At 63.8% G+C, this 25,210-nt stretch carries 30 protein-coding genes and 1 tRNA gene; 21 read left to right on the top strand and 10 right to left on the bottom strand.

What is annotated here, in order from left to right:
- Nucleotides 1-102 precede the first annotated feature (102 nt).
- From ccmA to FY036_RS05795, 6 genes are all read left to right on the top strand, one after another.
- Nucleotides 103-711, top strand: coding sequence for a heme ABC exporter ATP-binding protein CcmA (ccmA, locus tag FY036_RS05820; RefSeq protein ID WP_148913773.1), 609 nt, complete (start codon nucleotides 103-105; stop codon nucleotides 709-711).
- Between the two features lie 25 nt (nucleotides 712-736).
- On the top strand, nucleotides 737-1,402 hold the full coding sequence (ccmB, locus tag FY036_RS05815) for a heme exporter protein CcmB (RefSeq protein ID WP_148913772.1): 666 nt from the start codon (nucleotides 737-739) through the stop codon (nucleotides 1,400-1,402).
- A gap of 18 nt (nucleotides 1,403-1,420) precedes the next feature.
- Nucleotides 1,421-1,675, top strand: coding sequence for a toxin-antitoxin system YwqK family antitoxin (locus tag FY036_RS05810; RefSeq protein WP_148913771.1), 255 nt, complete (start codon nucleotides 1,421-1,423; stop codon nucleotides 1,673-1,675).
- An 83-nt stretch (nucleotides 1,676-1,758) separates the two neighbouring features.
- Complete coding sequence (locus tag FY036_RS05805) at nucleotides 1,759-2,526, top strand: heme ABC transporter permease (RefSeq protein WP_148913770.1); 768 nt, start codon at nucleotides 1,759-1,761, stop codon at nucleotides 2,524-2,526.
- Nucleotides 2,523-2,693, top strand: coding sequence for a heme exporter protein CcmD (gene ccmD, locus FY036_RS05800; RefSeq protein WP_148913769.1), 171 nt, complete (start codon nucleotides 2,523-2,525; stop codon nucleotides 2,691-2,693). The genes FY036_RS05805 and ccmD overlap by 4 nt, the downstream gene beginning before the upstream one ends.
- On the top strand, nucleotides 2,690-3,271 hold the full coding sequence (locus tag FY036_RS05795; protein ID WP_148913768.1) for a DsbE family thiol:disulfide interchange protein: 582 nt from the start codon (nucleotides 2,690-2,692) through the stop codon (nucleotides 3,269-3,271). The genes ccmD and FY036_RS05795 overlap by 4 nt, the downstream gene beginning before the upstream one ends.
- 74 nt (nucleotides 3,272-3,345) lie before the next feature.
- Here FY036_RS05795 and FY036_RS05790 read toward each other — a convergent pair whose 3' ends face one another.
- The 3 genes from FY036_RS05790 to FY036_RS05780 form a co-directional block, all read right to left on the bottom strand.
- Nucleotides 3,346-4,410, bottom strand: a complete 1,065-nt coding sequence (locus FY036_RS05790) for a Glu/Leu/Phe/Val family dehydrogenase (protein ID WP_235897549.1) — start codon at nucleotides 4,408-4,410, stop codon at nucleotides 3,346-3,348.
- 226 nt (nucleotides 4,411-4,636) lie between these two features.
- Nucleotides 4,637-5,062, bottom strand: a complete 426-nt coding sequence (locus FY036_RS05785) for an OsmC family protein (protein ID WP_148913766.1) — start codon at nucleotides 5,060-5,062, stop codon at nucleotides 4,637-4,639.
- A gap of 66 nt (nucleotides 5,063-5,128) precedes the next feature.
- Nucleotides 5,129-5,587, bottom strand: a complete 459-nt coding sequence (locus FY036_RS05780) for a YbaK/EbsC family protein (RefSeq protein ID WP_148913765.1) — start codon at nucleotides 5,585-5,587, stop codon at nucleotides 5,129-5,131.
- Nucleotides 5,588-5,735: 148 nt separating this feature from the next.
- On the opposite strand from FY036_RS05780, the gene FY036_RS05775 reads away from it, so the two are divergent.
- Nucleotides 5,736-5,933, top strand: a complete 198-nt coding sequence (locus FY036_RS05775) for a hypothetical protein (protein ID WP_148913764.1) — start codon at nucleotides 5,736-5,738, stop codon at nucleotides 5,931-5,933.
- Entirely contained in the window at nucleotides 5,930-6,283 is a 354-nt protein-coding gene (locus FY036_RS05770) for a YciI family protein (RefSeq protein ID WP_148913763.1), read from the top strand. Before FY036_RS05775 ends, FY036_RS05770 begins: the two co-directional genes overlap by 4 nt.
- Here the strand turns inward: FY036_RS05770 and FY036_RS05765 are convergent, their stop codons facing one another.
- Nucleotides 6,284-7,528: a ubiquinone biosynthesis hydroxylase gene (locus FY036_RS05765; protein WP_148913762.1), complete on the bottom strand. Its 1,245-nt coding sequence runs from the start codon at nucleotides 7,526-7,528 to the stop codon at nucleotides 6,284-6,286. It abuts the gene before it with no gap.
- A gap of 105 nt (nucleotides 7,529-7,633) precedes the next feature.
- Between FY036_RS05765 and tesB the strand changes: the two genes are divergently transcribed.
- The 3 genes from tesB to FY036_RS05750 all read left to right on the top strand — a co-directional run bounded on the left by tesB (nucleotide 7,634) and on the right by FY036_RS05750 (nucleotide 10,496).
- On the top strand, nucleotides 7,634-8,509 hold the full coding sequence (tesB, locus tag FY036_RS05760) for an acyl-CoA thioesterase II (protein ID WP_148913761.1): 876 nt from the start codon (nucleotides 7,634-7,636) through the stop codon (nucleotides 8,507-8,509).
- Nucleotides 8,510-8,731: 222 nt separating this feature from the next.
- Nucleotides 8,732-9,070 carry a P-II family nitrogen regulator gene (locus FY036_RS05755; protein WP_148913760.1) on the top strand — a complete coding sequence of 113 codons (339 nt, stop codon included), beginning with the start codon at nucleotides 8,732-8,734 and terminating at the stop codon, nucleotides 9,068-9,070.
- 28 nt (nucleotides 9,071-9,098) lie between these two features.
- Entirely contained in the window at nucleotides 9,099-10,496 is a 1,398-nt protein-coding gene (locus tag FY036_RS05750; RefSeq protein ID WP_148913759.1) for an ammonium transporter, read from the top strand.
- A gap of 77 nt (nucleotides 10,497-10,573) precedes the next feature.
- On the opposite strand, the gene FY036_RS05745 is transcribed toward FY036_RS05750, so the two are convergent.
- The 5 genes from FY036_RS05745 to FY036_RS05725 all read right to left on the bottom strand — a co-directional run bounded on the left by FY036_RS05745 (nucleotide 10,574) and on the right by FY036_RS05725 (nucleotide 16,146).
- Nucleotides 10,574-10,909, bottom strand: a complete 336-nt coding sequence (locus FY036_RS05745) for a winged helix-turn-helix domain-containing protein (RefSeq protein WP_148913758.1) — start codon at nucleotides 10,907-10,909, stop codon at nucleotides 10,574-10,576.
- 75 nt (nucleotides 10,910-10,984) lie between these two features.
- Nucleotides 10,985-12,091, bottom strand: coding sequence for a molybdenum ABC transporter ATP-binding protein (locus FY036_RS05740; protein ID WP_148913757.1), 1,107 nt, complete (start codon nucleotides 12,089-12,091; stop codon nucleotides 10,985-10,987).
- A complete protein-coding gene (gene modB, locus FY036_RS05735; RefSeq protein ID WP_148913756.1) occupies nucleotides 12,091-12,759 on the bottom strand; it encodes a molybdate ABC transporter permease subunit in 669 nt (222 codons plus the stop codon). Before modB ends, FY036_RS05740 begins: the two co-directional genes overlap by 1 nt.
- Nucleotides 12,760-13,548, bottom strand: a complete 789-nt coding sequence (gene modA, locus FY036_RS05730; RefSeq protein ID WP_148913755.1) for a molybdate ABC transporter substrate-binding protein — start codon at nucleotides 13,546-13,548, stop codon at nucleotides 12,760-12,762.
- 81 nt (nucleotides 13,549-13,629) lie between these two features.
- Nucleotides 13,630-16,146 carry a heavy metal translocating P-type ATPase gene (locus tag FY036_RS05725; RefSeq protein WP_148913754.1) on the bottom strand — a complete coding sequence of 839 codons (2,517 nt, stop codon included), beginning with the start codon at nucleotides 16,144-16,146 and terminating at the stop codon, nucleotides 13,630-13,632.
- A gap of 146 nt (nucleotides 16,147-16,292) precedes the next feature.
- Here FY036_RS05725 and FY036_RS05720 point away from each other — a divergent pair, with 146 nt between their 5' ends.
- The 10 genes from FY036_RS05720 to FY036_RS05675 all read left to right on the top strand — a co-directional run bounded on the left by FY036_RS05720 (nucleotide 16,293) and on the right by FY036_RS05675 (nucleotide 24,649).
- Entirely contained in the window at nucleotides 16,293-16,490 is a 198-nt protein-coding gene (locus FY036_RS05720) for a heavy-metal-associated domain-containing protein (protein ID WP_148913868.1), read from the top strand.
- Nucleotides 16,491-16,507: 17 nt separating this feature from the next.
- Nucleotides 16,508-16,903, top strand: coding sequence for a Cu(I)-responsive transcriptional regulator (gene cueR / locus FY036_RS05715; RefSeq protein WP_148913753.1), 396 nt, complete (start codon nucleotides 16,508-16,510; stop codon nucleotides 16,901-16,903).
- A 315-nt stretch (nucleotides 16,904-17,218) separates the two neighbouring features.
- Nucleotides 17,219-17,911, top strand: coding sequence for a GntR family transcriptional regulator (locus tag FY036_RS05710; protein ID WP_148913752.1), 693 nt, complete (start codon nucleotides 17,219-17,221; stop codon nucleotides 17,909-17,911).
- A 6-nt stretch (nucleotides 17,912-17,917) separates the two neighbouring features.
- Nucleotides 17,918-18,778, top strand: coding sequence for an isocitrate lyase/PEP mutase family protein (locus FY036_RS05705; RefSeq protein ID WP_148913751.1), 861 nt, complete (start codon nucleotides 17,918-17,920; stop codon nucleotides 18,776-18,778).
- Entirely contained in the window at nucleotides 18,775-19,497 is a 723-nt protein-coding gene (locus FY036_RS05700) for an SDR family NAD(P)-dependent oxidoreductase (RefSeq protein ID WP_148913750.1), read from the top strand. The genes FY036_RS05705 and FY036_RS05700 overlap by 4 nt, the downstream gene beginning before the upstream one ends.
- On the top strand, nucleotides 19,494-20,015 hold the full coding sequence (locus FY036_RS05695; RefSeq protein ID WP_148913749.1) for a TRAP transporter small permease: 522 nt from the start codon (nucleotides 19,494-19,496) through the stop codon (nucleotides 20,013-20,015). Before FY036_RS05700 ends, FY036_RS05695 begins: the two co-directional genes overlap by 4 nt.
- Entirely contained in the window at nucleotides 20,012-21,289 is a 1,278-nt protein-coding gene (locus FY036_RS05690; protein WP_148913748.1) for a TRAP transporter large permease, read from the top strand. Before FY036_RS05695 ends, FY036_RS05690 begins: the two co-directional genes overlap by 4 nt.
- Before the next feature lie 55 nt (nucleotides 21,290-21,344).
- Entirely contained in the window at nucleotides 21,345-22,352 is a 1,008-nt protein-coding gene (locus FY036_RS05685) for a DctP family TRAP transporter solute-binding subunit (protein ID WP_148913747.1), read from the top strand.
- Between the two features lie 78 nt (nucleotides 22,353-22,430).
- The gene (locus tag FY036_RS05680) at nucleotides 22,431-23,855 is read left to right on the top strand and encodes an FAD-binding oxidoreductase (RefSeq protein WP_148913746.1); all 1,425 of its coding nucleotides are present in this window, start codon (nucleotides 22,431-22,433) and stop codon (nucleotides 23,853-23,855) included.
- Nucleotides 23,852-24,649 carry an HpcH/HpaI aldolase family protein gene (locus FY036_RS05675; RefSeq protein WP_148913745.1) on the top strand — a complete coding sequence of 266 codons (798 nt, stop codon included), beginning with the start codon at nucleotides 23,852-23,854 and terminating at the stop codon, nucleotides 24,647-24,649. Before FY036_RS05680 ends, FY036_RS05675 begins: the two co-directional genes overlap by 4 nt.
- 237 nt (nucleotides 24,650-24,886) lie before the next feature.
- Here the strand turns inward: FY036_RS05675 and FY036_RS05670 are convergent.
- Nucleotides 24,887-24,976, bottom strand: a tRNA-Ser gene (locus FY036_RS05670).
- Between the last annotated feature and the right edge of the window lie 234 nt (nucleotides 24,977-25,210).

The raw sequence follows: 25,210 nt of genomic DNA, 5'->3' as shown, positions 1-25,210 counted from the left end.
GCCCCGCATATAGAGAAATTCTTAAAATGATTCTAGAGCGGTTCTGGTGAAATTGCTGCGTGGCCCCTTCAGGTTTCGCGCCAAGACGAAAGCGGGACGGGCATGAGGCTGATTGCCGAAAATCTGTGCGGTGAACGCGGCGGCGAACAGGTCTTTCAAGGTATCGGCTTCGATCTGGGTGAGGGCGATGCGCTGCTCGTCACCGGGCCGAACGGATCGGGCAAGTCGACGCTGCTGCGTGTGGTGGCGGGGCTGCTGCCGGCATCGGGCGGGCTGATTCGCCTGGCCGGTGGCCGGGAGACATTTCCCGACGCGGCCTCCGCCTGCCACTATCTCGGCCATGGCAACGCCTTGAAGACCGCGCTGTCGGTGAATGAGAATCTGCGTTTCTGGCAGGAATTTGCCGGTGACCCGCATCTGTCCGTCGGCGAGGCACTCGATATGGTGGGGCTGCCACAGGTGGGCGACCTGCCCTACGGCTATCTTTCGACCGGGCAGAGGCGGCGTGTCTCGATCGCCAAGCTGCTGGTGAGCTATCGGCCGGTGTGGCTGCTGGACGAGCCCACGGCGGGACTCGACAAGGCTTCGGAAGCGCAATTCGCAGCGCTGATGGGCGCACATCTTGAAGATGGTGGCATCATCCTCGCCGCCACGCATATCCCCCTTGGGCTGGAAGGAGTTGGAGCGTTGCGGATGGGGGAAGGGCTATGATGCGCCGTCCGGGAACGAGCCCGACATGCTAGCCCTCTTCGTCCGCGACCTGCGCCTGGGCATCCGCGCCGGTGGCGGGGCGCTGGTGGGTGTCCTCTTCTTCCTCGCCGTCGTTGCCGTGGTTCCGTTCGGCGTCGGGCCGGACCTCAATCTTCTGGCGCGCATTGGCCCCGCCATCCTCTGGATCGGCGCGCTGCTTGCCTCGCTGCTCGGGCTCGACCGGCTATTTCAGGCGGATAGGGAAGATGGCTCGCTCGACCTGATGATCCTGTCCGATGCCCGCCACATGCTTGCCTTCACGGTGTTCGTCAAATGTCTCGCCCACTGGGCGGCCTCCGTACTGCCGCTGGTGATAGCGTCGCCGCTTCTCGGGCTGTTCATGAACATGGAGCCGACCGGCATAGCCGCGACGACGCTGACGCTGCTGGTCGGTACGCCTGCCATCGCCCTCATCGGCGCGGTCGGCGCGGCCGTTGCCGTATCGCTCCCGCGTGGCGGTCTGCTCGTCTCGGTACTGGTGCTGCCGCTGACCATACCCGTGCTGATTTTCGGGGTCACGGCTGCCTACGGGGCGGTCAACGATCCCAGCCCGTTCCTGCCGCCATTCCTCATTCTCGCCGCCCTGACGATGTTCTTTGCCGTCATCGGGCCGTTTGCGGCCGCGCTGGCGCTAAAGCATTTGTCGGATTGACCGCGAAGGAGGCATGGAATGCCCGACGCAAAGCAGCATATTCAGCGACACAGGGACGGATCGCTCTGGGCGCGTGGCCAGACGGTCGAAGGATTGGCGGACGGCTACTGGGAATGGTTTCGCAAGAATGGGACGAAGTTGCGTTCCGGACACTTCGACAACGGCGAGCAGGTCGGGGAATGGACGACCTACGACAAGGCCGGCGAACCCTACAAGGTGACCACGATCAAACCGGGCAAGGGCCAGAGTGCCAAAACCCTGACGCGCATTTGACCTCGATCACAATCGCTTCACCGCGAAGCTGCGACAAGAGCGGCGAATTGCGGACCAAAGCGACCGCGTTTATGTAGGCAGCCATGAGCGACACTGCGACACAACAAGGCGTCCGCTGGATCGACCTCGCCAACCCGACGCGCTTCATCGCGCTCGTGGATCGGGTTCTGCCCTGGCTTGCCGTCGTGACGCTGGTGACGCTCGCGGCAGGCCTGTGGATGGGCTTTGCCGCACCGGAAGATTACCAACAGGGCATCACGGTGCGCATCATGTATATTCACGTGCCGTTCGCGTGGCTGGCGATGATGTGCTACTCGGTCATGGCGCTTTCGGCGCTCGGCACGCTGGTCTGGCGGCATCCGCTGGCCGATGTATCGCTCAAGGCGGCCGCTCCCATCGGGGCCGCGTTCACTCTTCTTGCCTTGGTCACCGGCTCGGTTTGGGGCAAGCCGATGTGGGGAACGTGGTGGGTGTGGGACGCGCGCCTCACCTCCGTCTTCGTGCTCTTCATCATGTATCTTGGCATCATGGCGCTGACACGCGCGCTCGACGATCCGGGCAGGAGCGCCAAGGCGGCCGCCATCGTCACGCTGGTGGGCTTCATCAACATCCCGATCATCAAGTTCTCGGTCGACTGGTGGAACACGCTGCATCAGCCGGCGTCCGTCATCAGGCTCGACGGCCCGACGATCCACCCGTCGCTTTTGTGGCCGCTGCTCGTATGTGCGCTCGGCTTTACGCTTCTGTTCTTCACGCTGCACCTGATGGCGATGCGCACCGAAATATGGCGCCGCCGGGTGTCGGCCATGCGCCGCTTGGCTGCGCGCAATGCGGAGGCGACGGCCCCATGAGCGCACACGCCATCTACGTTGCTTCCGCCTATGGCATCTCTGCGATCGTGCTGGCCGGGCTGGCGCTGTGGATCATGATCGACCAGCGCGCGCGAAGGCGTGAGCTTGCCGCGCTCGAGGCGGCCGGCGTACGCCGCCGCTCCGACCCGCCGGCGAAGTCGACATGAGCACGCAGGCAGAAGGCGGCCAGCCGACGCGGCGGCCCCGCCGCTGGCTGGCGTTGCTGCCGCTGGCGCTTTTCCTTGCGCTTGCGGGCATCTTCATGGCGCAGCTTCTGTCAGGCCGCGACAGCTCGGTCGTGCCGTCCGCGCTGATCGACGCGGAGGCGCCCGATACGCCGCTGCCGCCACTGGACGGGACGGGCCTGCCCGGCCTCGATCCCGCGATGTTCGAGGGCAAGGTGACGCTGGTGAACGTGTGGGCATCCTGGTGCGCGCCGTGCCGGCAGGAGCATCCGCTGCTGATGCAGCTTGCCGCCGACGAGCGCGTCGAGATCGTCGGTCTCAACTACAAGGACCGCCCCGAAAACGCGCGCCGCTTCCTTGGCGAGTTGGGCAATCCCTACAGCGCGGTGGGTGTGGACGATTCAGGCCGTGCGGCGATCGAATGGGGCGTCTATGGCGTGCCCGAGACCTTCCTCGTCGGCAAGGACGGCAGGATCGCGTGGAAGCATGTCGGCCCCTTCACGCCGCAGAGCATGACGAGTGGCTTGATGCCCGAGATCGAGAAGGCACTCGCGCAATAGTCCGGCCGGGGCCGCATCTGTCGTGCGGTTTCCCGGTGCCGGCTCCCCTCAATTGACGGAACTGGGACGGTACGTCAGGCGGCGCAGGCGCGCCCGATCCGCTCCTCCGCCATCGCCTGTGCGATGTCGTTGGTCGGACGTCCCTCGGCGTGGGCGCGCTCGAAAATGTGCGTCAGTGTTTCAGGGATGCGCCGGACATGCGCCATCACCGCCTCGCGGTCATAGCCGTCGGCGTCAAGCTCCGCCGCCACGTTGATAAGACCACCGGCATTGATGACGTAATCGGGCGCATAGAGTACGCCGCGAGGCATCAGGTGGCCGGCGTCCTCGTGTCGGGCAAGCTGGTTGTTGGCAGCACCGGCAACGATCTTCGCACCGAGATGCGGGATCGTATCCTTCGATAGCACCGCGCCGAGCGCGCATGGGGCGAAAAGGTCTGCTTCCGCCGTCACGATGGTCGCGCTTTCCACGACGTCGGCGGCAAAGGCTTCCTTTGCCTGTCTGGCGCGTGTTTCGTCGATGTCGGCAACGATGAGCGAGGCGCCTTCCGCATGAAGCCGCTCGCACAGAGACCAGCCGACCGAGCCGAGACCCTGCACCGCGATGCGCAGGCCCTTCACACTGTTGCTGCCCAGCGCGTGCTTCAGCGCGGCTTTGACGCCGAGAAACGTGCCCAGTGCGGTGACGGGAGAGGGATTGCCGCTGCCGCCGGTGGTCGTTCCCGAAACGTTGGGCGTGCGCTCCCGCAGGAAATTGGCGTCGGCCAGCGTCAGGCCCACATCCTCGCCGGTGTAGTACTGGCCGTTGAGTGCCGCCAGCATCTCGGCATAGGCCTCCAGCATGGCGGGCGTCTTCTCGGTCTTCGGATCGGCCTTGATAACCGCCTTGCCGCCACCGAAGGGCATGCCGGCAATGGCCGACTTGAACGTCATCCCGCGCGAAAGGCGCAGCGCGTCGGTAAGGGCATCGTCGAATGTGGCGTGAGGCCAGACGCGGGTGCCGCCCAGTGCAGGACCCAGCGCGGTGTTGTGGATGGAGACGATGGCGGTAAGCCCGCGTGTCTCGTCCTCGCCCAGCCAGACATGCTCGTGGCCGTCGAACGCCGAAAGCCGCGCAGCCCTCTCCGTAATATCCGTCATTTTCAAGGTCGACGCTGTTTTCTGTGGGCGCAGCGTCCGCGCCTCGTGTGCGTGCAGCATGGCATTCCTCCCGAATGTTGCTCTGCTCGCGGATACTAGCGTGAAAACGCGGTTTTTGGTTTCGAAGTGTGCATTCCTCGCGATCTTCCGTTGCGGGTCCAATCGGTTCATCTTGCCTAATATGTCGCGGGCGGGTCTTTCGGCCCGCCCGCCCTAAACCTCAAACTCAGGCCAGCTTTGCGTCGAGAGAGACGTCGATCGCGCCCAGCGCCTTCGATACGGGGCAGCCTTCCTTGGCTTTGTTGGCAAGTTCCTTGAACTTGGCCTCGTCGATGCCTGGAACGGTTCCGACCAGGGTCAGCGCGCTACCGGTGATGCCCGTGCCCGGAACGAGCGTTACCACCGCCTTTGCGTCGAGCTTTTCGGCCGGTGTGCCGTTTTCGGCGAGAAAGTGCGAAAGCTGCATGGCAAAGCAGCCCGCATGGGCGGCGGCGATGAGTTCCTCCGGGTTGGTGCCGGATTTGCCGCTCTCGTCCTCGAAACGCGCCTTGAATGAGTATGGTTGGCCGGAAAAGACTCCGCTCTGCAGATCGAGCGTGCCGGCCCCTTCTTTCAGATTGCCTTTCCAGACTGCGGTTGCGTGGCGATCCATGATCGTCTCCCTGAATGGTGTTGAGGCTGCTGCCCGCCACCAAGATAGGGTACCGGCGCGGCGCGTCTACTGGCAGACGTCTACCCATTGCGCTCCGGTCAGCAATGCCAGTCGCTCCGGCGGGATGCGAACCGCCGCATTGGTTGCGCCCGCCGCCGGCACCACTTCATCGAATGCGCGTAGCGAGGCGTCGCAATAGACCGGCATGGGCGCGGGCAGGCCGAAAGGACACACGCCGCCGACGGGATGGCTCGTGATTTCGACCACCTCGTCTGCACCCAGCATCCTCGGCTTGCCACCGAACATCGCCTTGAACTTTTTGTTGTCGAGTCTTGCAGTGCCGCTCGCCACGATCAGCATCGTCTGCTCTCCGGAGCGCAGGCATATGGTCTTGGCGATCTGGGCCGGCTCGACCCCGTGCGCCTGCGCTGCAAGGTCCACCGTGGCCGAGCTTTGCCCGGTCACGATGACGGAAATATCCGGAGCTTTTTCGGCAAAGAAGGTGCGGACGGATTCGAGGCTCATAGGCCCGAACTAGCCGATGGCGTGGTGCCCGGCAATCCAACGCCAAAAATTTCGCATCCTGCGCCAGACAAAAATGTCGGCTCGGTGCGGTCGCGCCCGTCACTCCCGTGACAGCGCCATTTCGGCGCGTCAAATCGGAGTAACGATCATGGAACCCATGCTGATACTCGATCATCTGCGGCAGATGCCGCAGAGCCGTCAGCAGCGCACGGGGCTGCGCCTCGCGCGCGGCGCTTTCGCAATGCTGGTGGCTATACTGGCAGCGATTGCCGTAGCCTCGTTCGCGCACGATGCGAAGATGCGGCCATCGGTGGCCGACGCGCTGCTTACGGAGGCGCAGAGATGAAATTCGTCTGTCTTATCCATCACACGCAGGAAGCCTTCGCCCAGATGTCGCCGGCCGAACATGGCGCGATGGAGACCGATTCGGTGAGCTACGACCAGCAGCTCATGCGTGAGGGAAAGTTCGTCTTCGCCCATGCGCTCAAACTTCCTGGCGATGCGAAGACGGTGCGTACGCGCCGCAAGAAGCCTATAGTGACTGACGGGCCGTTTGCCGAGACTAAGGAGCAGATCATCGGGCTTATCGTTATCGAAGCCAGGGACATGGATGAGGCGGTCTCCATTATCGGCAAGCTGCCGCTTGCTCGCAGCGGCCATGTGGAAGTCCGCGAGGCCTACTCCATCCACGAGTAGTCAGATGGGCTCGCCTCGCAGAAGGCGCGGCGCTCGCTCGGAAAGTCCGGATGCCTGTCGGATGAAGAAATCCTTCATTCGCGGCATCCGCTCGACCAGCCCCAGCCCGAAATCGCGCACCGCCCGCAGCGGGCCGAAGTCGTTCGAGAACATGCGGTTGAGCACGTCCGTGGTCGCGCCCATCTGGAAGGTGTCGAACCGCCGCCACAGCTGGTAGCGCTCCAGCACGTCGATCGCGCCGATATCCTGCCCTAGCCGATCGGCCTCGACCACCACTTCGGCGAGTGCGGCGGCATCCTTGAAGCCGAGGTTCAGGCCCTGCCCGGCGATAGGGTGGATGCCGTGTGCTGCGTCGCCCGCCAGCGCGAAGCGCGGCTTGACGAAATCGCGCGCAAGGGTGAGGCCGAGCGGCCACGCGCGCGGCTTGTCGGCCACGCGGATTTCCCCAAGCTTGAAGCCGAAGCGCGTTTCGAGTTCTGCCTCGAAGACGATGTCGTCCTCGGCCACCAGCCGGTCGGCATCCTCGGTCCGTTCGGTCCACACGATGGACGAGCGGTTGCCGCCCTTCTCATCCGGTTTGAGCGGCAGGATTGCGAAGGGGCCGGCGGGCAGGAAATGCTCTTCGGCGCGGCCCATATGCGGCCGCTCGTGATGGACGGTGCAGACGATGCCGGACTGGCCATAATTCCAGCTCACCGTCCTGATGCCGGCCATGTCGCGCAGGCGTGACCGCACGCCGTCTGCCGCAACCAGCAGGCGCGTGCGCAGGCCGATGCCATCGGCAAGGTGAACGATGGTTTCCTGCACCCCTTCCTCGAAGCCCGAGACCCCGACGCCTTCTATCAGATCGATATCCAGTTGGACCGCGCGCCGCCGCAGCGCGGCGTTGAGATCACGATTGGCCACCATATGGGCGAATGCCTCGCCGGGCGCGACCTCGCCGTCGAAAGTAAGCAGCACCGGACGCACCGGATCGGCCGTTCGCGAATCGGTGACGATCATCTCGGTCATCGCCTGCGCGTTGGGAGCGATCTCCTCCCAGCATCCAAGCTGGTCGAGCATGCGCGTGGCGGCAGCGGCGATGGCAGAAGCGCGTGTGTCCTTCTTCCACACGCCCGCGGGCGCTGCATCGACCACGGCGATCGAAAGGTTCGGGCGTGCTTGCGCGATGCCGACGGCAACCGCAAGCCCCACATACCCGGCGCCGGCCACGATCACGTCGAAGCGATTGTCACGCGCATCCATCTTCAGTTCCTTTCTGTCGGTCGCCAGACCCCAACCTGCGCCGCCTTGACTTGTTCCGGCCTTATGTCGGAAACGAAGCCGGTTCGATATCCGGAGACATACCAGATGACGCAGGCGATGCAGGAACTTCTCGAGATACTCGACCTCGAGCAGATCGAACACAACCTGTATCGTGGTCGCAGCCACAAGGTAGGTTGGCAACGCGTATTCGGCGGGCAGGTCATCGGCCAGGCGCTGGTTGCAGCCCAGCGAACGGTCGTCGAAGAACGCCTCGTACACTCGCTCCATTGCTACTTCATGCGACCTGGCGACCCCTCAGTTCCCATCGTCTATCAGGTCGACCGGCTCCGCGACGGCGGCTCTTTCACGACGAGGCGGGTGACGGCAATCCAGCACGGACACGCGATCTTTTCGCTCGAATGCTCCTTCCAGATCGAGGAGGAAGGGCTGGAGCACCAGATGCCGATGCCGCTCGACGTGCCGCCGCCCGAGCAGCTGCGCTCGCAATTCGAGCTCTTGGAGGAAACCGGCCACGAAGTGCCGGAGACAGTGCGCAAATTCTGGGCTCGGGAGCGGCCGCTGGAGATCAAGCCGGTCAACATCGAGCACTATACCAGCCGCGAAAAGCTGCCGCCGCGCCAGAATGTCTGGGTGCGCGTCAACGGTTCCGTGCCGGACGACAGGCGGCTGCAGGCTGCGATCCTCGCCTATCTGTCCGACATGACCCTGCTCGACACCTCGACCTTCGCGCATGGGCGCATCGGGTTCGACCCGGAAATCCAGATGGCGAGCCTCGACCACGCGATGTGGTTTCACCGTCCTCACCGGCTCGATGACTGGCTGCTCTATACTCAGGACAGCCCCAACACGATCGGTTCCCGCGGGTTCTCGCGCGGGTTCCTCTACGCACGAGACGGGTCGCTCGTCGCTTCGACGGCGCAGGAAGGTCTGGTGCGCCTGCGTACGAGGCCTCCAAAATAGTCGAAATGGTGCATTTGCATATTTTTTAAGCAATTGAATTGCTGCACCTGCGAACGGCTACGCGCCGTTGCGACTCATTTATCAGCATTTACAAAGGATTAAGCCGCTGTCGGGGCAACTGGCACGCGGCTTGATTCACCTTTCGCACTCCTCGGCTGTCCAGGCAGTCCGGCGAAGTCACGGCAAACGCGGGGGATCCGCATAAGCGAAGGGTGAAACCTTATGAAAATCGTGATGGCAATCATCAAGCCGTTCAAGCTCGACGAGGTGCGCGAGGCGCTCACCGCCGTCGGGATACAGGGCCTGACCGTCACCGAAGTCAAAGGCTACGGGCGGCAGAAGGGTCACACGGAAATCTATCGCGGCGCGGAATACGCCGTTTCCTTTCTTCCCAAGGTGAAGATCGAGGTGGCCGTCGGTGCCGACCTCGTGGAAAAGGCCGTGGAGGCGATCTCCGGCGCGGCCAAGACCGGGCAGATCGGCGACGGCAAGATCTTCGTCTACGGCATCGATCAGGCCGTGCGCATCCGCACCGGCGAAACAGACACCGACGCGCTCTGAGCTGCACGGTCCATCCATGGAGATTGCTATGAGAATTCCAACTGTTCCTACCGCCGCGCGGTCGCTGCTGGGCGTGGCGGCACTGGCGGCCGTGCTGGCGATCGAGCCGGCTCTCGCGCAGGAAGCTGCTGAGGCGGCAGAAGAGGCTGCGGAAGCAAGCGACGTGCTCGTAGAACCAAGCACTCAGGTCAAATTCATCCTCAACAGCCTGCTGATGCTGCTGGGCGGCATCCTGGTGTTCTGGATGGCAGCCGGTTTCGCCATGCTGGAAGCCGGCCTGGTCCGCACCAAGAACGTGTCGATGCAGCTTCTGAAGAACATCGCGCTCTATTCCACCGCGTGCTTCATGTACTACCTGATCGGCTACAGCATCATGTATCCGGGCGATGCGTGGATGATAAGCGGCATACTCGGCGCGTTCGGCACGGCCGGCCTCGAGGCAGTCGCAGTCACGGCCGATGCCGCCGACGACATCACCTACGCGACGACAAGCTCGGACTTCTTCTTCCAGGTCATGTTCTGCGCAACGGCTGCCTCGATCGTCTCGGGCACCGTCGCCGAGCGCCTGAAGCTGTGGCCGTTTCTCGTCTTCGTCGTGGTTCTGACCGCACTGATCTACCCGATCCAGGCATCGTGGAAGTGGGGCGGCGGGTTCCTCGACGAGATGGGCTTCCTCGACTTCGCCGGTTCGACCGTCGTTCACTCGGTCGGCGGCTGGGCCGCTCTGGCGGGCGCCATCCTGATCGGCGCACGCAAAGGCAAGTACAACTCCGATGGCTCGGTCAACCCTCTGCCGGGTTCGAGCATGCCGCTGGCCTTCCTCGGCACCTTCATCCTGTGGATGGGCTGGTACGGCTTCAACGGCGCGTCGCAGCTTGCCATGGGCACCATCGGCGACATCGCCGATGTCGGTCGCGTGATGGCCAACACCAATGCCGGTGCGGTCGGCGGTGCGCTCGCCGCGCTCATCCTGACGCAGTTCCTCTACAAGAAGGTCGATCTGACCTTCGTGCTGAACGGTGCGCTGGCCGGTCTCGTGTCCATCACGGCCGAACCGCTGACGCCGAGCCTCGGCGCTGCGACGCTGATCGGTGCGGTCGGCGGCGTGATCGTGGTGCTGACGGTGCCGCTGCTGGACAAGTTCCGCATCGACGACGTGGTCGGCGCGATCCCGGTCCACCTTTTCGCCGGCATCTGGGGCACCATCGCCGTCGTGTTCACCAACGGTGATGCGAGCATCGGTACGCAGCTAATCGCCATCGTCGTGGTCGGCGTGTTCGTCTTCGTCACCAGCTTCGTCCTGTGGGCGATCCTGAAGGCGGTCATGGGCCTGCGCCCGACCGAAGAAGACGAAGTGCTTGGTCTCGACAAGGCGGAAGTCGGCGTCGAGGCCTATCCGGAGTTCGGTGCGGGTACTATTCGCTAAGCGCTCTCATTATCCCGTCGTGGCGGCTCCGTAGGCCGTCACACATTGAGGCCCGCGCCATCGGCGCGGGCCTTCTTTCATCCGATCTCGCGCTGCAGGGCCTGCAAGTGCTCCGATGCGGCCGCTTCTGCAGCCCGCTCGATCGCCCGGTAGCGCGTGACGAGTGCCATGCCCACGGTCGTCAGGCCCGCACCGCCGCCTTTCGCTCCGCCTTTCTGGGCTTCGACGACAGGCTTGCCGAAAAGCTGGTTCAGCTCCTCGATCAGCCCCCAGGCGTGCTTGTAGGACATGTTCATCTGCCGCGCGCCGGCGGAGATCGATCCGAAGGAGGCGATGTGCTCCAGCAGCTCGATCTTGCCGGGTCCGATGCGACCTTCCGGATCGAGATCAATGCGCAGGCTGAGCGAAGGCATGGCGGTTCCTTTTCGCCGGCAGGCGGCCGGATGCCGACCCCCTCGCCGATCTAGCGCGTCGGGCGCGCAGTGTCATTACGCGACGTCGTGGCCGTTGCCTACGGTGACATCGCCGCGCGCCACGGCCATGGATTTAAGGATCGCAAAGCAATGCGCGCCCGGCACCAGTTCGAGCGTTCGCGCCGAGCGGGCGGTGATGCGCGCCAATATCTCGTGCCCCCTGATGTCCAGCCGCACGATGGCCCCCGGCCCTTCGCCGACCGCGACATCGGTCACCACCGCCGGAAGCGCATTGAGGGCAGATAGCCCTTCAGGCCTTTGGCGCGCTACGATCACCTCATGGGCAAGGATACGCACCCGTACGCTCAGGCCCGGCCCGCCCTCGACCTTAGGCAGCCAGATGGGGCCGGCAGGGGTTTCGAACCGCGTCAGCCCATCATCCTCCTGTGCTTCCAAAACTGCCGGAAGGCTGGAGCCGACATCGCGCAGCCCCATGGCCCGCAAGGCGACAGGGTCGAACAGCACATCGGCGGCCGCGCCGGAGCGCACGATCTTACCATGCTCGATCACCACCATCCGGTCGGCAAGCATCCGCGCTTCCTCCATGTCGTGTGTCACCAGCACGGTGGGCATTTCCAGATGCGCGCGAAGCTGTCGGATTTCTTCGTAGAGCCGTTCGCGCGTCGCGCGGTCGACGGCAGAAAACGGTTCATCGAGCAGCAGCGCCGCCGGCTTCCGGGCCAGCGCCCGCGCCACCGCCACACGTTGTTGCTGGCCGCCGGACAGGGCTGCGGGCCGGCGTTCTTCCAGCCCGGCAAGGCTTACGAGTGCGAGCAGCCGTCGCGCCTCCCGCTCCCTCTCTGCCACCGGGCGCCCTTCCATCGCCGCCATCACGTTCCCCAGCGCTGTCATGTGCGGGAACAGAGCATAGGACTGGAAGACGAAACCTACAGGCCTGCGAAACGCGGGAACGTTGACCCGCTCTTTTGTATCCAGCCACGTATGGCCGTTGCCCGTCACCTTTGCCTCGGTTGGGGTCCACAGGCCGGCGATGGTTCGCAGCATCGTCGATTTGCCGGAGCCCGAATGCCCCACCAGCGCCAGCAGTTCACCTGGCTCGACGCGGAAGGCAATGTCCAGCGGAATGGGCCCCGCTGCCCGTGCCATGACCTCCAGCGCCATCAGGAAAGCCTCCGGCCGACACGCGCCGACAGCCAGAACGTCACCGTGATCGTCACCAGCGAGATCGCCAGCAGCACGGCCGACATGATGCCCGCCGAACGGTCGTCGAAAGCCTGCACCCGGTCATAGATGGCTATGGCAATGGTCTTGGTCTCGCCGGGAATGGACCCGCCTACCATCAGCACGATTCCGAACTCCCCCAGCGTGTGGGCGAAGGTCAGAACCATGGCCGTCACCAGCCCCGGCCAGGCGAGCGGCAACTCCACCTTCCACAACGAGCGCCAGGGCGAGAGGCCGCAGCATTGCGCTGCCTCGCGAACCTCGACCGGAATGGCCTCGAACCCGCGCTGCGCCGGCTGGATGGCAAAGGGAAGGTTGAAGATGACGGACGCGACCACAAGCCCTTCGAAGGAAAAGACGAGCTGGTGACCAAACGTCTCGCGCCAGAACTGGCCGATGGGGCTGTTGGCCCCAAACGCCACAAGTAGGTAAAAGCCGAAGACGGTCGGCGGCAGCACCAGCGGCAGCATCACCAGGGCTTCCACCAGCCCTTTTGAGCGGAACTGACGGTAGGCGAGGAAACGTCCCATCAGGATGGAGATAGGCAGCAGGACGACGACCGTCCAGCCCGCGAGCCGCAGCGACAGCCAAAGCGCCGTCCAGTCCATTCACTCTCCCTTCGGAAGGACGAAGCCGTATCTTTCCATGATTTCCCGTGCCGGCGGCCCCTGGAGATAATCGTAGAAAGCCTCCGCCGCCGGCCCGGCATCTTTGAGCAGAGCCATACGCTGACGCAAGGGCTCATGCCAGTCTTCCGGGATGAGTTCGAAAGTCCCGTTGCCGCCGACTTCGGCCGCAAGCGCCAACGAATAGGCGATGATGCCGCCTTCGGCATTGCCAGAAAGCGCGAATTGCGCTGCCTGGCTGATATTCTCGCCCAGCACGAGATGCGTCTGAAGCGCTTCCCAGAGTCCCTTGTGCTGGAGGGCTTTACGTGCGGCCACTCCGAATGGAGCGTGTTCGGGATTGGCGATGGCGAAACGGGAAATCTCGCCCGCCTCGAGTGCGGAGGCGAGGCCATCGAGGTTTCCGTCCACGCGCAGCGGCGATCCCGTGGGCGCGATGATGACGATACGCCCCACCGCATAGATCATCCCTTCGTCGCGGGTCAGCCCTACATCGTCCAGCCCGGCGATGGTCGTATCGTCGGCCGAAAGAAAGAGTTCGAAGGGTGCGCCCTGCCTGATCTGTCGCGCAATATTCCCAGTTGACCCTATCGAAAGGCGCACTTGCGATCCGGTATCTTCCGTGAACTGCTCCGCGATTTCCTCGATGGCGAATTGCAGATTTGCGGCCGCGGCAACGACAGGCACTTCATTTTGCGCCAGAACGGGGGCGCCAGACAAGCCTGTCGCAAGCGCCAGACCGTAAAAAAGGTGTGTAACACTCTTCAGCATCGTCTCCTCCGTTATATTCACGAGGGAATAACGACACGATTTGCGAGGGTTTGCAACGCCCGCGATTGCAGACATTTCGAATCACCCCCCGGCGTCTTCCGCCACGACACGGAATCGGCGCAGACGGAGCGCGTTGCCGATCACGAAGACGCTGGACATCGCCATCGCGCCCGCCGCCAGTACCGGGGAGAGCAGCAGCCCGAACTGCGGATAGAGGATGCCGGCCGCCACGGGAATCAGCGCGGTGTTGTAGGCGAACGCCCAGAACAGGTTCTCGTGGATGTTGCGTATCGTGGCCCGCGAGAGCGCTATGGCGTGAGCGACCCCCTCCAGGTTGCCCGACATCAGCACCACGTCCGCCGCGTCGATGGCGATGTCCGTGCCGGTGCCGATCGCGATGCCTACATCGGCTTCCGCCAGCGCCGGCGCGTCATTGATGCCGTCGCCGACATAGGCGAGGCTGCCATGCTCACGCTTCAGCCGCCGAACCGCCTCGACCTTGCCTTCGGGCAGAACCTCTGCGACGACATCATCGATGCCAAGCCTTCGCGCGATGGCCTGTGCCGTGCGGCGATTGTCTCCGGTTATCATCGCCACCTTTAGACCCTGCCGGTGGAGGGCTGCGATCGCCTTCGGCGTGGTCGGCTTGATCGGATCGGCAACGGCGAGAATGGCGGCAAGCTTTCCGTCGATCGCCGCAAAAAGCGGGGTTTTGCCATCTTCGCCCAGCGTGGCCGCCGTTTCGGCGAAGAGCGAAACGTCGAGCCCGAGCCTTGTCATCAGACGGTCCGCGCCCACCTCCACCTGCCGTCCGCCGACCTCGGCCTTCACGCCGAAGCCGGTAACGCTTTCGAATGCCGAAACATCCGGGAGAGCAAGCCCTTCTGCTTCCGCCGCCTGCACGATGGCGCGCGCGATCGGATGCTCGGATCTGGCTTCCACGGCGGCAACCAGCGGCAGAACTTCCGCGCGGTCGAACCCTTCCGGCACATGAATATCCGTCAGCGCCGGCCTGCCTTCCGTCAGCGTGCCGGTCTTGTCGACCGCCACAACGCCGATGCTTTTCAGACTTTGCAGCGCCTCGCCCTTGCGGAACAGCACGCCCATTTCCGCGCCGCGCCCGGTGCCGACCATTATGGATGTCGGCGTGGCAAGGCCCATCGCGCAGGGGCAGGCAATAATCAGCACAGCCACCGCGTTGACCAAGCCGAATGTCAGCGCTGGTTCTGGGCCGAAAGCCAGCCAGACGACGAAGGTAAGCGCGGCGGCGGCCATCACCGCCGGCACGAACCACATCGTCACGCGGTCTACCAAAGCCTGGATGGGCAGTTTCGACCCCTGCGCCTCCTCGACCATGCGAATGATCTGGGCGAGCATCGTGTCGGCGCCAACGGCGGTCGCGCGGAAGGTGATCGCGCCAGTCTGATTGACCGTGCCGCCAACCACCCTGTCGCCATGGCCCTTGCCAACCGGCATAGGCTCCCCCGTTATCATCGATTCGTCGATGAAGGACTTGCCTTCCACCACCTCGCCGTCCACGGCGATGCGTTCGCCGGGCCGAACCGCAACGAGATCGCCTGCCACAACGTCTTCGATCGGCACCTCGACCGTGCGGCCGTCGCGGCGCAGATGCGCGGTGCGGGGCTGCAGGCCGACCAGTCGCCTGATGGCATCGGAAGTGCGTCCCTTGGCCCGTGCTTCCAGATATCGACCCAAGAGAATGAGCGTAACGATGACTGCTGCCGCCTCATAGTAGACGTTGACCGTTCCCGACGGCAACAATGCGGGCGCGAACGTGGCTACCACCGAATACGACCACGCAGCCAGCGTTCCCACGGCCACCAGCGAGTTCATGTCCGGCGCGCCTTTCAGGAGCGCGGGGATGCCGATGCGGTAGAAGCGCAGCCCCGGCCAGAAGAGCACGATGGATGTGAGCACGAACTGGAGATACCAGCTCTCCCTCATGCCGATCGTGCCCATGACGAAGTCGTGGATCGCCGGGACGAGGTGGGAGCCCATTTCGAGCACGAAGACTGGAAGCGTCAACGAAGCGGCAATGGCCAGGTCGCGCTTCAGCTTTTCTTCTTCCCGCTTTTTGCGTTCTTCATGCGCCTTGCCGTCATCGGCGCCGGCGATCGCGCGGGCGCCGTAGCCGGCCTGCTCTATCGCGCCGACCAGCGTTGCCGTCCCCACACTGCCTGCCGCAGTCACTGCGGCGCGCTCCGTGGCGAGGTTGACCGTGGCCGCCTTTACGCCGGGCACTGCCTTCAGCGCCTTTTCCACCCTTGCAACGCAGGATGCGCAGGTCATCCCGTCGATCGAGAATGTCTGCGTGCGAGCCGCTAGGTCGTAGCCCGCATCTTCCACAGCCTTGGCCAGCACCGAGGCATCGACCGGCCGTGCCAGCGTCACTTCGGCGCGTTCCGTTGCGAGATTGACGTTCGCAGTCGCCACGCCTTCGACGCGAGAAAGCGCCTTCTCGACGCGGGCGACGCAGGACGCGCAGGTCATGCCTTCGATCTGGAGCGTCACCTTTTCGGCCTTTGTCGCCGTGGTTTCGCCTGTTGCGGATATCCGCGCGTTCACCGTCTGCTCCATGACAGGTTCATCGCACCCTATGTGGGGCTTCCAGTCGATGGAAGGTCAACGCCCAACGGTGCAATAATTGTAAGTGCGACCCTTGACCTTCCCGTCACTGGAATCCCTATCTTCGTTTCGATCGAACGCTTGCGAAGGACATGGCGATGAAGTTCCGGATCGACAACATGAACTGTGGGGGATGCGCAAAGAGCGTCACGAAGTCGATCCATTCGGTCGACCCGGGAGCATCGGTCGAGATCGATCTGGAAACGAAGAGCGTCACCGTAGGTTCTTCACATGATGAACAGGCGTTTCGTGGGGTGCTCGAGGACGCAGGTTTTCCGTCGCAGCCGATGGCCTGATCGCGAGGAAAGATGAGATGAACATAGGAGCCGCCGCGCGCCAGTCTGGCCTGCCTGCCAAGACGATCCGCTACTATGAAGAGATAGGGTTGTTGCGTGCCGACCGGGCGGCCAACGGCTACCGCGATTATTCCACCGAGGACATCCACCGCCTGCGCTTCGTCCAGCGGGCGCGAAGCCTCGGTTTTTCGGTTGAAGAATGCCGCCAGCTTCTTTCCCTCTACTCCGACCGTGACCGCGCCAGCGCCGACGTGAAGGCGATCGCACAGGAAAAGCTGGGCGAGATCGACCGCAAGATCGCCGAACTCACCGGCCTGCGACATATGCTGGGCCATCTGGTGTCGAGCTGCCACGGCGACGACCGCCCCGATTGTCCGATCATCGACGGGTTGGCCGGCAAGGTTACACACTGAGCGGACGCAGGGCCTCGGCCTGACAGTCTGGCAGCGTGAAGATTGCCGGTCGTCGGGCCCTCCAGCGGTGCTCGCCTGTGCCACACGGCTGCGCGACCACCTCCTCCCGTACCCGAACCTTACTTTCCTGCCCCTCCCGACGCGGCTCCAGCCCTCGCCGGATGCGCATTCTATTCGGCCAGGTCTGGGCCGCGTGGATATCCAATCTGGACGCGATGGCGGGCGGGCAGACGCTCGCTTGAAGAAAACGGTAGCGAAGTCCGAAATCCTGTTGTATGTAACACATAACAGAAGCCGGACAGGAGGAGGTCTCGGTTGTCAGGCGCTCGCCAGTTACGCATCAAGCAACCCCAATCGATCTCGCAGATGGTCGTCGAACGATTGCGCGAAGCGATCGTCGACGGCCATTTCGGGCTTGGTGAAAACATTTCCGAAGACAAGCTCGCCGAGGCGTTCGGCGTCAGCAGGACCCCGGTGCGCGATGCGCTGTCACAGCTTCAGAACTCGGGGCTCGTGGTCGTGCGGCCCAAGCGGGGAAGCTTCGTCTTTTCCCCGACGCTTGCCGATGTCGAGACGCTTTGCGAATACCGGCTGATGCTGGAAATGCAGGCATTACGCCTGTCGTTGAAGCGCAATCACGCACAGCTTGTCAGTACGATCCAGTCGGCCGTGGCCGCAATGACTGATGCGCTCGAAGCCGGCGATCAATTCGCCTATGCGCGCGCCGACGCCGCGTTTCATCGGGCATTTTTCGAGTCCTGCGGCAATCGGCTGATCGAAGACGCCTATACGGTCGCCGAAGGTCAGCTCGGCGCGATCCGCAGTTCCCTGAGCGTAGCTTACGGCCGCCCCGGCGATCAAAGCTATGCCGAGCACAGGCAGATGGCCGACCTGATCGTCGCGAAGGATGCCGACGCCCTTGCCGCCATCATGGATGAGCATGTCTGGCGAACGCTGCGTGTCGCCCGCGATGCACTGCCCAAGGAAGAGGGCGGCGGGAGCCGGTAGGAAATCATGACCCAGGCAAACGAATTGCGCCGCCTTCTGCAAGGCGGAAGGATCATCGCGGCCCCCGGTGCCCCGGACAGCCTAAGCGCCCGGCTTGTGCAACGTGCCGGCTTCGAGGCCATCTACATGACAGGTTTCGGCGCGACCGCGACGCGGCTCGGCACGCCCGACATCGGGCTTTTGACGCAGACCGAGATGACGGAGCATGCCCGCAACATGACCCGCGCGGTTTCGATCCCGGTCATCGCGGACGCGGATACAGGGTATGGCGGGCCGTCGAACATTCATCGCACGATGCGCGAATACGTGCAGGCAGGCGTCGCCGCGATCCATCTTGAGGATCAGGTCGCTCCCAAGCGCTGCGGCCAGATGGCCGGCGTGAAGTTGATGGGCCGCGAGGAATCCGCGTTGCGGCTGAAGGCGGCGATCTCGGCACGCGGCGAGGACGATCTCGTCATTATCGGGCGCACCGACGCCCTGCAGGCTGAGGGCATCGACGAAGCGCTTTACCGGGCGAAGCTCTATCAGGATGCGGGCATCGACCTCGTTTTCATCGACGGGATCAAGAGGATCGCTGATGTCGAGACCGTGGCAAGGGAGCTGGCGGGGCCGAAGGTTGTGTCCATCGTCGATGGCAACGAGACCACGGCGCTGAAAACGGCCGATCTGCAGGAGATGGGTTTCAGCGTCGTTTTCTATGCGCTTACAGCGCTTCTGAGTGCCACGCGGGCTATGGAAGACGCCTTCGCACAGCTGCGCGCGACCGGCGCTCCGGAGGGCGGGCCGGCCAAGCACAGCTATGCCGAATTCTGCGAGATGGTCGATCTTGGCTTCCACCAGAAGCTCGACGAAAGCTACGGACAATGACGGCCGTCGTGCTCATAACCGGTGGTGCGGCCGGCATAGGCCGCGCCATCGCGGATGCCGTGGCGGCCGAGGGTGCGCGCGCCATCCTGTGGGATGTCGATGCTCAACGGCTCGAAAAAGCGGGGGCCGATCTCGGCGACCAGGTGCGCACCCAGCGCGTCGACGTGTCCGACACAGATGCCGTCGATGCTGCTTCGGCAGAACTTCGCGACGACTGGGCACCAACCCATCTCGTCAACAATGCCGGCATCATCGGCCGTCGCATGACGCTGGCGGAGGTCGATCCGGCCGAGGTCGATCGCGTCCTCGCTGTCAACGTCCGCAGCGCGTTCGTCGCGACACGTGCTTTCCTTCGCATGCGCGCCGAGCGCGCGGATGCGGCGATCGTCAACCTCTCGTCCATAGCTGCCGGCAATGGAGGGGCTGCCGGCAATGCAGCATACGCGGCCAGCAAGGGCGCTTTGCAGTCTCTGACGTTCGCGATGGCGCGCGAGTTGGCGCCGGCGATCCGCGTCAACGCGCTCGCGCCGGGCATCATCGACACAGATATCCAGAAGGATGTCTTTGCCGATCGCGACGAGATGAACACCCGCATCGCAACCATACCGCTTCATCGCCTCGGCGAGGCCGTCGATGTGGCGCAGGCCGCCGTGTGGCTCCTTTTCCGCGCCACCTACACGACCGGCGAGGTGATGACCGTTTCGGGAGGAAAGAAATGATCGAACGAACGATCGACCTGTTTTTCAAGCTGCTTGAGGCGGTTCTCGTCGCCCTCCTGGCCGGGATGACCGTCATGGTCTTCGCCAACGTCATCCTGCGCTACGTTTTCAGCTCGGGCCTCGACATCTCCGAAGAACTGTCGCGCTTTTTCTTCGTTTGGCTGATCTTCATCGGCGCGATCGTGGCCATGCGCCATCACGCCCATATGGGCTTCGACCTTCTCGTGACCGCATCGAGCCCCGGCATAAGGCGCGTGCTGCTGTTCATATCGAACGGTCTCATTCTCTTCGTGTGCTGGCTGCTCCTGAATGGAGCGTGGCTGCAGTCGGGGGTCACTGCGACCGACCGCTCGCCGGTGACCGGCCTGTCCATGATCTTCGTCTTCGGCATCGTCATTCCGTCCGCCATCGGCATTGGCATTATCGCAATCCACCGGATGATCGGTGCCGTGCGCGGGTCATATGATCCCTATGCCGCGGCCCGTTCGCCCGAAGCCATGGCGGAGCATGCGGTATGACCCTCGCGATCTTCATCGGCACTCTGGGGGCCACGCTTGCTGTCGGCGTTCCTGTCGCCTTTGCGCTCATCCTGTGCGCCTTGACGATGGGCATCTATCTCGACCTGTTCGATACGCAGATCATCGCTCAACGCCTGGTCGTCGGCGCAAACAGCTTTCCGCTGCTCGCGATCCCGTTCTTCCTGCTCGCAGGAGAACTCATGAATGCGGGCGGCATGTCGAAGCGCATCATCGCTTTCGCAAGCTCCTTCCTCGGCCATCGCCGCGGCGGCCTCGGCTTCGTCGCGATCCTGGCCGCCGTCATCATGGCCAGCCTTTCAGGATCGGCGGCAGCCGACACCGCAGCGCTCATCGCAATGCTGCTGCCCATGATGCGCGCGGCAGGCTACGACCAGGGCCGCTCGGTCGGCCTGATGGCCGCCGGCGGAACAATCGCCCCGATCATTCCGCCCTCGATCGCCTACATCATCTTCGGCGTCGCGACGAATGTTTCGATCACCCAGCTTTTCCTCGCCGGCATCGTGCCCGGCCTGATGATGGGTGTCGGCCTCGCCATTGCCTGGGCGATCGTATCGCGCAAGGACAATGTCGATGTGATGCCACGTCAGGGCTGGAGGGTGCGCCTGCAGACGCTGGGTGCTGCCGGCTGGTCGCTCGGGATGCCGGTCATCATCCTCGGCGGCATACGGTTCGGCATCGTCACGCCGACGGAGGCGGCCGTTGTGGCGGCAGTCTATGCGATCGTCGTCGGGGCGATCATGCACCGCGAGCTGACCGTTCGCGCGACATACGAAGCGCTGCGCAACGCTGCCGTTACCACGGCCGTGGTGATGCTTCTGGCCGCAGCCGCACTGACGACGGCGTGGTTCATCGCGATTGCCGACCTTTCCGGCGTCGTCATGGATCTCGTCGGCCCGCTGGCGGACAATCCCAAGCTGCTGCTCGCAGTCATCATGCTGATCATCCTCGTCATCGGCATGGCGCTCGACATGGGGCCGACCATCCTGATCCTGGCTCCGGTCCTGCTGCCTGTCGTGACTGCAGCGGGTATCGACCCGGTCTATTTCGGCGTGCTGTTCGTCATCAACTGCGCCATAGGCCTCATCACGCCGCCGGTCGGCATCGTCATGAGCGTGGCGAGCGGTGTGGCGCGCATACCGCTGCATGAGGTGATCAAGGGCTCGCTGCCGTTCATCAGCGCGCAGGTCATCGTCCTGTTCCTGCTCGTCATGTTCCCGCAACTCGTTCTCGTGCCGCTGGAATTCCTGCGGTGAGGCTCTGGGCGCGGTGAAATCGTTCACTGCGCCTCAATTCTGGAGGAAACTGAAAATGAAGCTGAAGATTTTCGCCGCCGCCCTGATGGCTGCAACCGTGTTCGCCGGCACCGCGTCCGCCGAATTCAACAGCCGTACCATCAAGGTGTCGAACGGCGCACCCAAGGACCACCCAGTGGCCGCCGGCGTCGATGCCATGTCTGCATGCCTAGAAGCCGGCTCCGACGGCAAGATGACCCTGCGTGGGTTCTATTCTGGCGCGCTGGGCGACGACCTCGACGCGACGCAGTCCACCCGCTCCGGTTCGATCGAGATGGTCGTTGCCGGTGCCGATGCGCTCGCCGGCATCGAGCCGGCGATGAACGTGTTCGGCCTGCCATTCCTCTTTGCTTCCGACGAGGAAGCCGACGCGGTCCTGACCGGTCCGTTCTATGACTATGTCAAGGAGCGGATGCCCGGTCATGATCTCATCCTGCTCTCCTTCTGGGAGAACGGTTTCCGCAACACGACCAATTCCAAGCACCCGATCACCAGCATCGAGGACTTCCGTGGCCTCAACTTCCGGGTCATGCAGAACAACATCTTCCTCGATACGTTCCGCCGCCTCGGTGCCAACCCGGTTCCGATGGCGTTCGGCGAAGTCTTCACCGCGCTGGAGACCAAGGCTGTAGACGGCCAGGAAAATCCGCTGCCGCTGATCGAAGCTGCCAAATTCTACGAGGTGCAGAAGTATCTGACGATGACGCGCCACGCCTATTCGCCGACGCCCGTCCTGTTCTCCAAGCGCGTCTGGGACAGCTACACCCCACAGGAGCAGGAGCTTCTCCAGACCTGTGCCACCGAGGCCCGCACCGCCCAACTCGAGCGCAGCCGCGCCGCGGCGCTGGAGGCGCTGGATGCGCTGAAGGGTCATGGCGTGGAGGTCGTCGAGACGCTCGACGAGGCCGAGATGGGTCGCCTGCGCGAAGCCATCCAGCCAGTGTACGAGGCCAACAAGGATGCGATCGGCGAGGAAGCCTTCACGCTCGTTCAGGACCAGCTTGCCGCAATGCGCGGCGAATAGGCTGCATCCTCCCAAGCCGGCGGCGCGGCGCATGTCGCGCCGTCGGAACTTCTTCCATATCCCAGGACCAGCCACGACATGACCGCTCATCCCCGCGCCGGCGACTGCATCGAAGCGCTTTGCGCAAAGTTCGACCGAAACACTGTTCTGGTCGGCGAGGACATCCCGGCCCGTAATATGGCGGATACGAGCTTTCTGCCGCGCCTGCGCCCGCTCGCCGTCGTCCGGCCAGACACGCCGCAAGGTGTCGCCGACGCGTTGGCCATCTGCTCGGCGCACGGCGTCGCAGTCGTTCCCCAAGGCGGTATGACAGGACTGGCCGGTGGTGCCCATCCGATCGAGGGTGCGATCGCATTGTCGCTGGAGCGCCTGCAGGGCATCGAAGAAATCGACCGCGCCGCCGCGACCATGACGGTGCGCGCGGGCACGCCGCTCGAAGTGATCCAGAAGGTCGCCGATGACGCCGGCTTCTTCATTCCGCTTGATCTGGGCGCGCGTGGAAGCTGCGCCATTGGCGGCAATCTGGGAACCAATGCCGGCGGCAATCGCGTGATACGCTACGGCATGGCGCGGGAGATGGTGCTCGGCATCGAGGTGGCGCTTGCCGACGGTACGTTGATGACCAGCCTCAATAAGATGATCAAGAACAATGCCGGTTTCGACCTGAAGCAGTTGTTCATCGGGTCCGAAGGCACGCTTGGCGTCATCACGCGGACCGTGCTCCGGCTTCACCCGCAGCCCGGATGCACGATGGCGGCCCTGTGCGGAGTGGACGACTATGAGAGCGTTGTGAAGCTGCTCAGCGGTGCCCGTCGCGGGCTTGGGCCTCTCCTTTCGGCCTTCGAGGTGATGTGGCCGGACTACTGGCACGCCGCAACGGTGCGTGTGCCTGGCGTGCGGCGCCCGGTGGAAGGCGACCATGCCTTCTACGTGCTTGTCGAAGCACAGGGCCTCGACGAGAAGCTGGACGGCGAACGGTTCCAGACTTGGCTGGAGAGCCAGTTCGAGACCGGCCTCATCGCCGACGCCGCGATTGCCCAAAGCAAGGCGGATGCGCTGGCGTTCTGGCGCACACGTGACGCGGCCGGCGAATTCCAGACGGTGCTCGGCCCGCATTGCGCGTTCGACATCGGCCTGCCAGTCGCGGCCATGGATGATTTCGCACAGGCATGCCGGTCGCGTCTGGAAGCTGAGGTGCCGGGCTGCCTGTCGGTCTATTACGGCCATATCGGCGACGGCAATCTGCATATCGTCGCTCTGGTCGAGGGCGCTGCCACGCAGCCCTCAAGCCGCATCAACCGGATCGTCTACGAGACGGTGCGCGCGTTTGGCGGCACGGTTTCGGCCGAGCACGGCATCGGCACGATCAAGAAGCCGTATCTCTCATTTTCCCGCAGCCCCGAGGAACTAGCCCTGATGGCAACCATCAAGAAGGCGCTCGACCCGCACAACATCCTCAACCCCGGAAAGGTCATCGACCTTAAAGCGGAGGCCGCATCGTGAACGCGATCAAAAAGCGCATTCTCGCAGGTGAAACCATCACGGCCGCCTGGTCGGAAATAGGCAGCCCGGACAATGCCGAGGCCATGGCCATGAATGGCTGGCCAGTCATCGTGATCGACGGTGAACACGGGATCGGCGGCATCGAGGAGGCGGTTCACGTCGCACGCGCGGTGGAGGCTGCGGGCGGCGAAGTCGTCATGCGGGTTCCGGACGGTTCGGAGACGACATTGAAGCGGGTTCTCGACCGAGGTATCCGCTCCCTGATCGTGCCGCAGGTCAACACGCCTGAATACGCACGCGCGATTGCCGAATTCTGCACCTATCCCTCCCGCGGGCGCAGGGGATACGCCGCCCCCATCCTGCGCGCTTCGCGATACGGCGCTCGCGCCGACTATGCGGCCAACGCGCATGAGGAACTGCTGCTGATGGTCCAGATCGAGCATCATGAGGCGGTGGACAATCTGGCGGCCATCGCGGCGGTGCCCGGTATCGACGTGCTTTTCGTCGGGCCGAACGACCTCGCCGCCTCGATCGGCAAGATGGAGCGCATGCTGGAGCCGGAACCGCAGGCCCTGCTCAAGCGCATCGAGGATGGGGCTGCGGCGGCAGGCAAGCCGCTTGGCACGATCGTCGGAGCCGGGCGCAACTTCGCCGATCTCGCGAGGCTCGGCTATCGCTTCATCATCGGCCCGAACGACGTGTCGCTCATCGTCAATGGTGCCCGTCAGGCTGCGGCGGAGCGTGATACGCAACTCGGCAGCGTGACCGGTCAAACGGCCGTCAGCCGATATTGATGCCGCCATAAGAACCTCCATCGCTACGGTGTCATCCTTTGCGACCGTGACGATGCCGGCGGCGAATATTTCCGGCTCTACAGCCGAATGTTCGGCGACGGGTTTTTCTTCCAGACCGTGTAACAGCGCAACGGCCAGAAGGGCAATGCGCCCCAAACGCCCATTCCGCATCGCTGCCCAGAAGAGACTGATGCAACCAGCGGGCACGCCGAAGCTAGGATGATTTGAATATCAAGCTGGCGGAGAGGGAGGGATTCGAACCCCCGATGGGCTTGCACCCATGCCGCATTTCGAGTGCGGTGCATTCAACCACTCTGCCACCTCTCCGCGGGGCGTGGTCGGCCTTGCGGCGCGGGCGCACACATAGCGACTGTAAAGCCTGCCGACAAGAGCAAACTCGCACAGTTTTCGTTGCATCGACCAAGCAGGTGACTGTTCTGCGAACCTGTCATGCCGGCGGCCCGTTGGAGTGTGAACGAACGTTCCACCTTCCAAATCTCCGGAAATCGACGCAGCTCCCGTAAATCGATCGGTCGCACGTTATTCTGCCGATGACAATCC

The sequence above is a fragment of the Neoaquamicrobium microcysteis genome (assembly GCF_008180155.1).
In the GTDB taxonomy this organism is placed as follows: Bacteria; Pseudomonadota; Alphaproteobacteria; order Rhizobiales; family Rhizobiaceae; genus Aerobium; species Aerobium microcysteis.
This window is presented reverse-complemented; position numbering and strand designations above follow the sequence as displayed.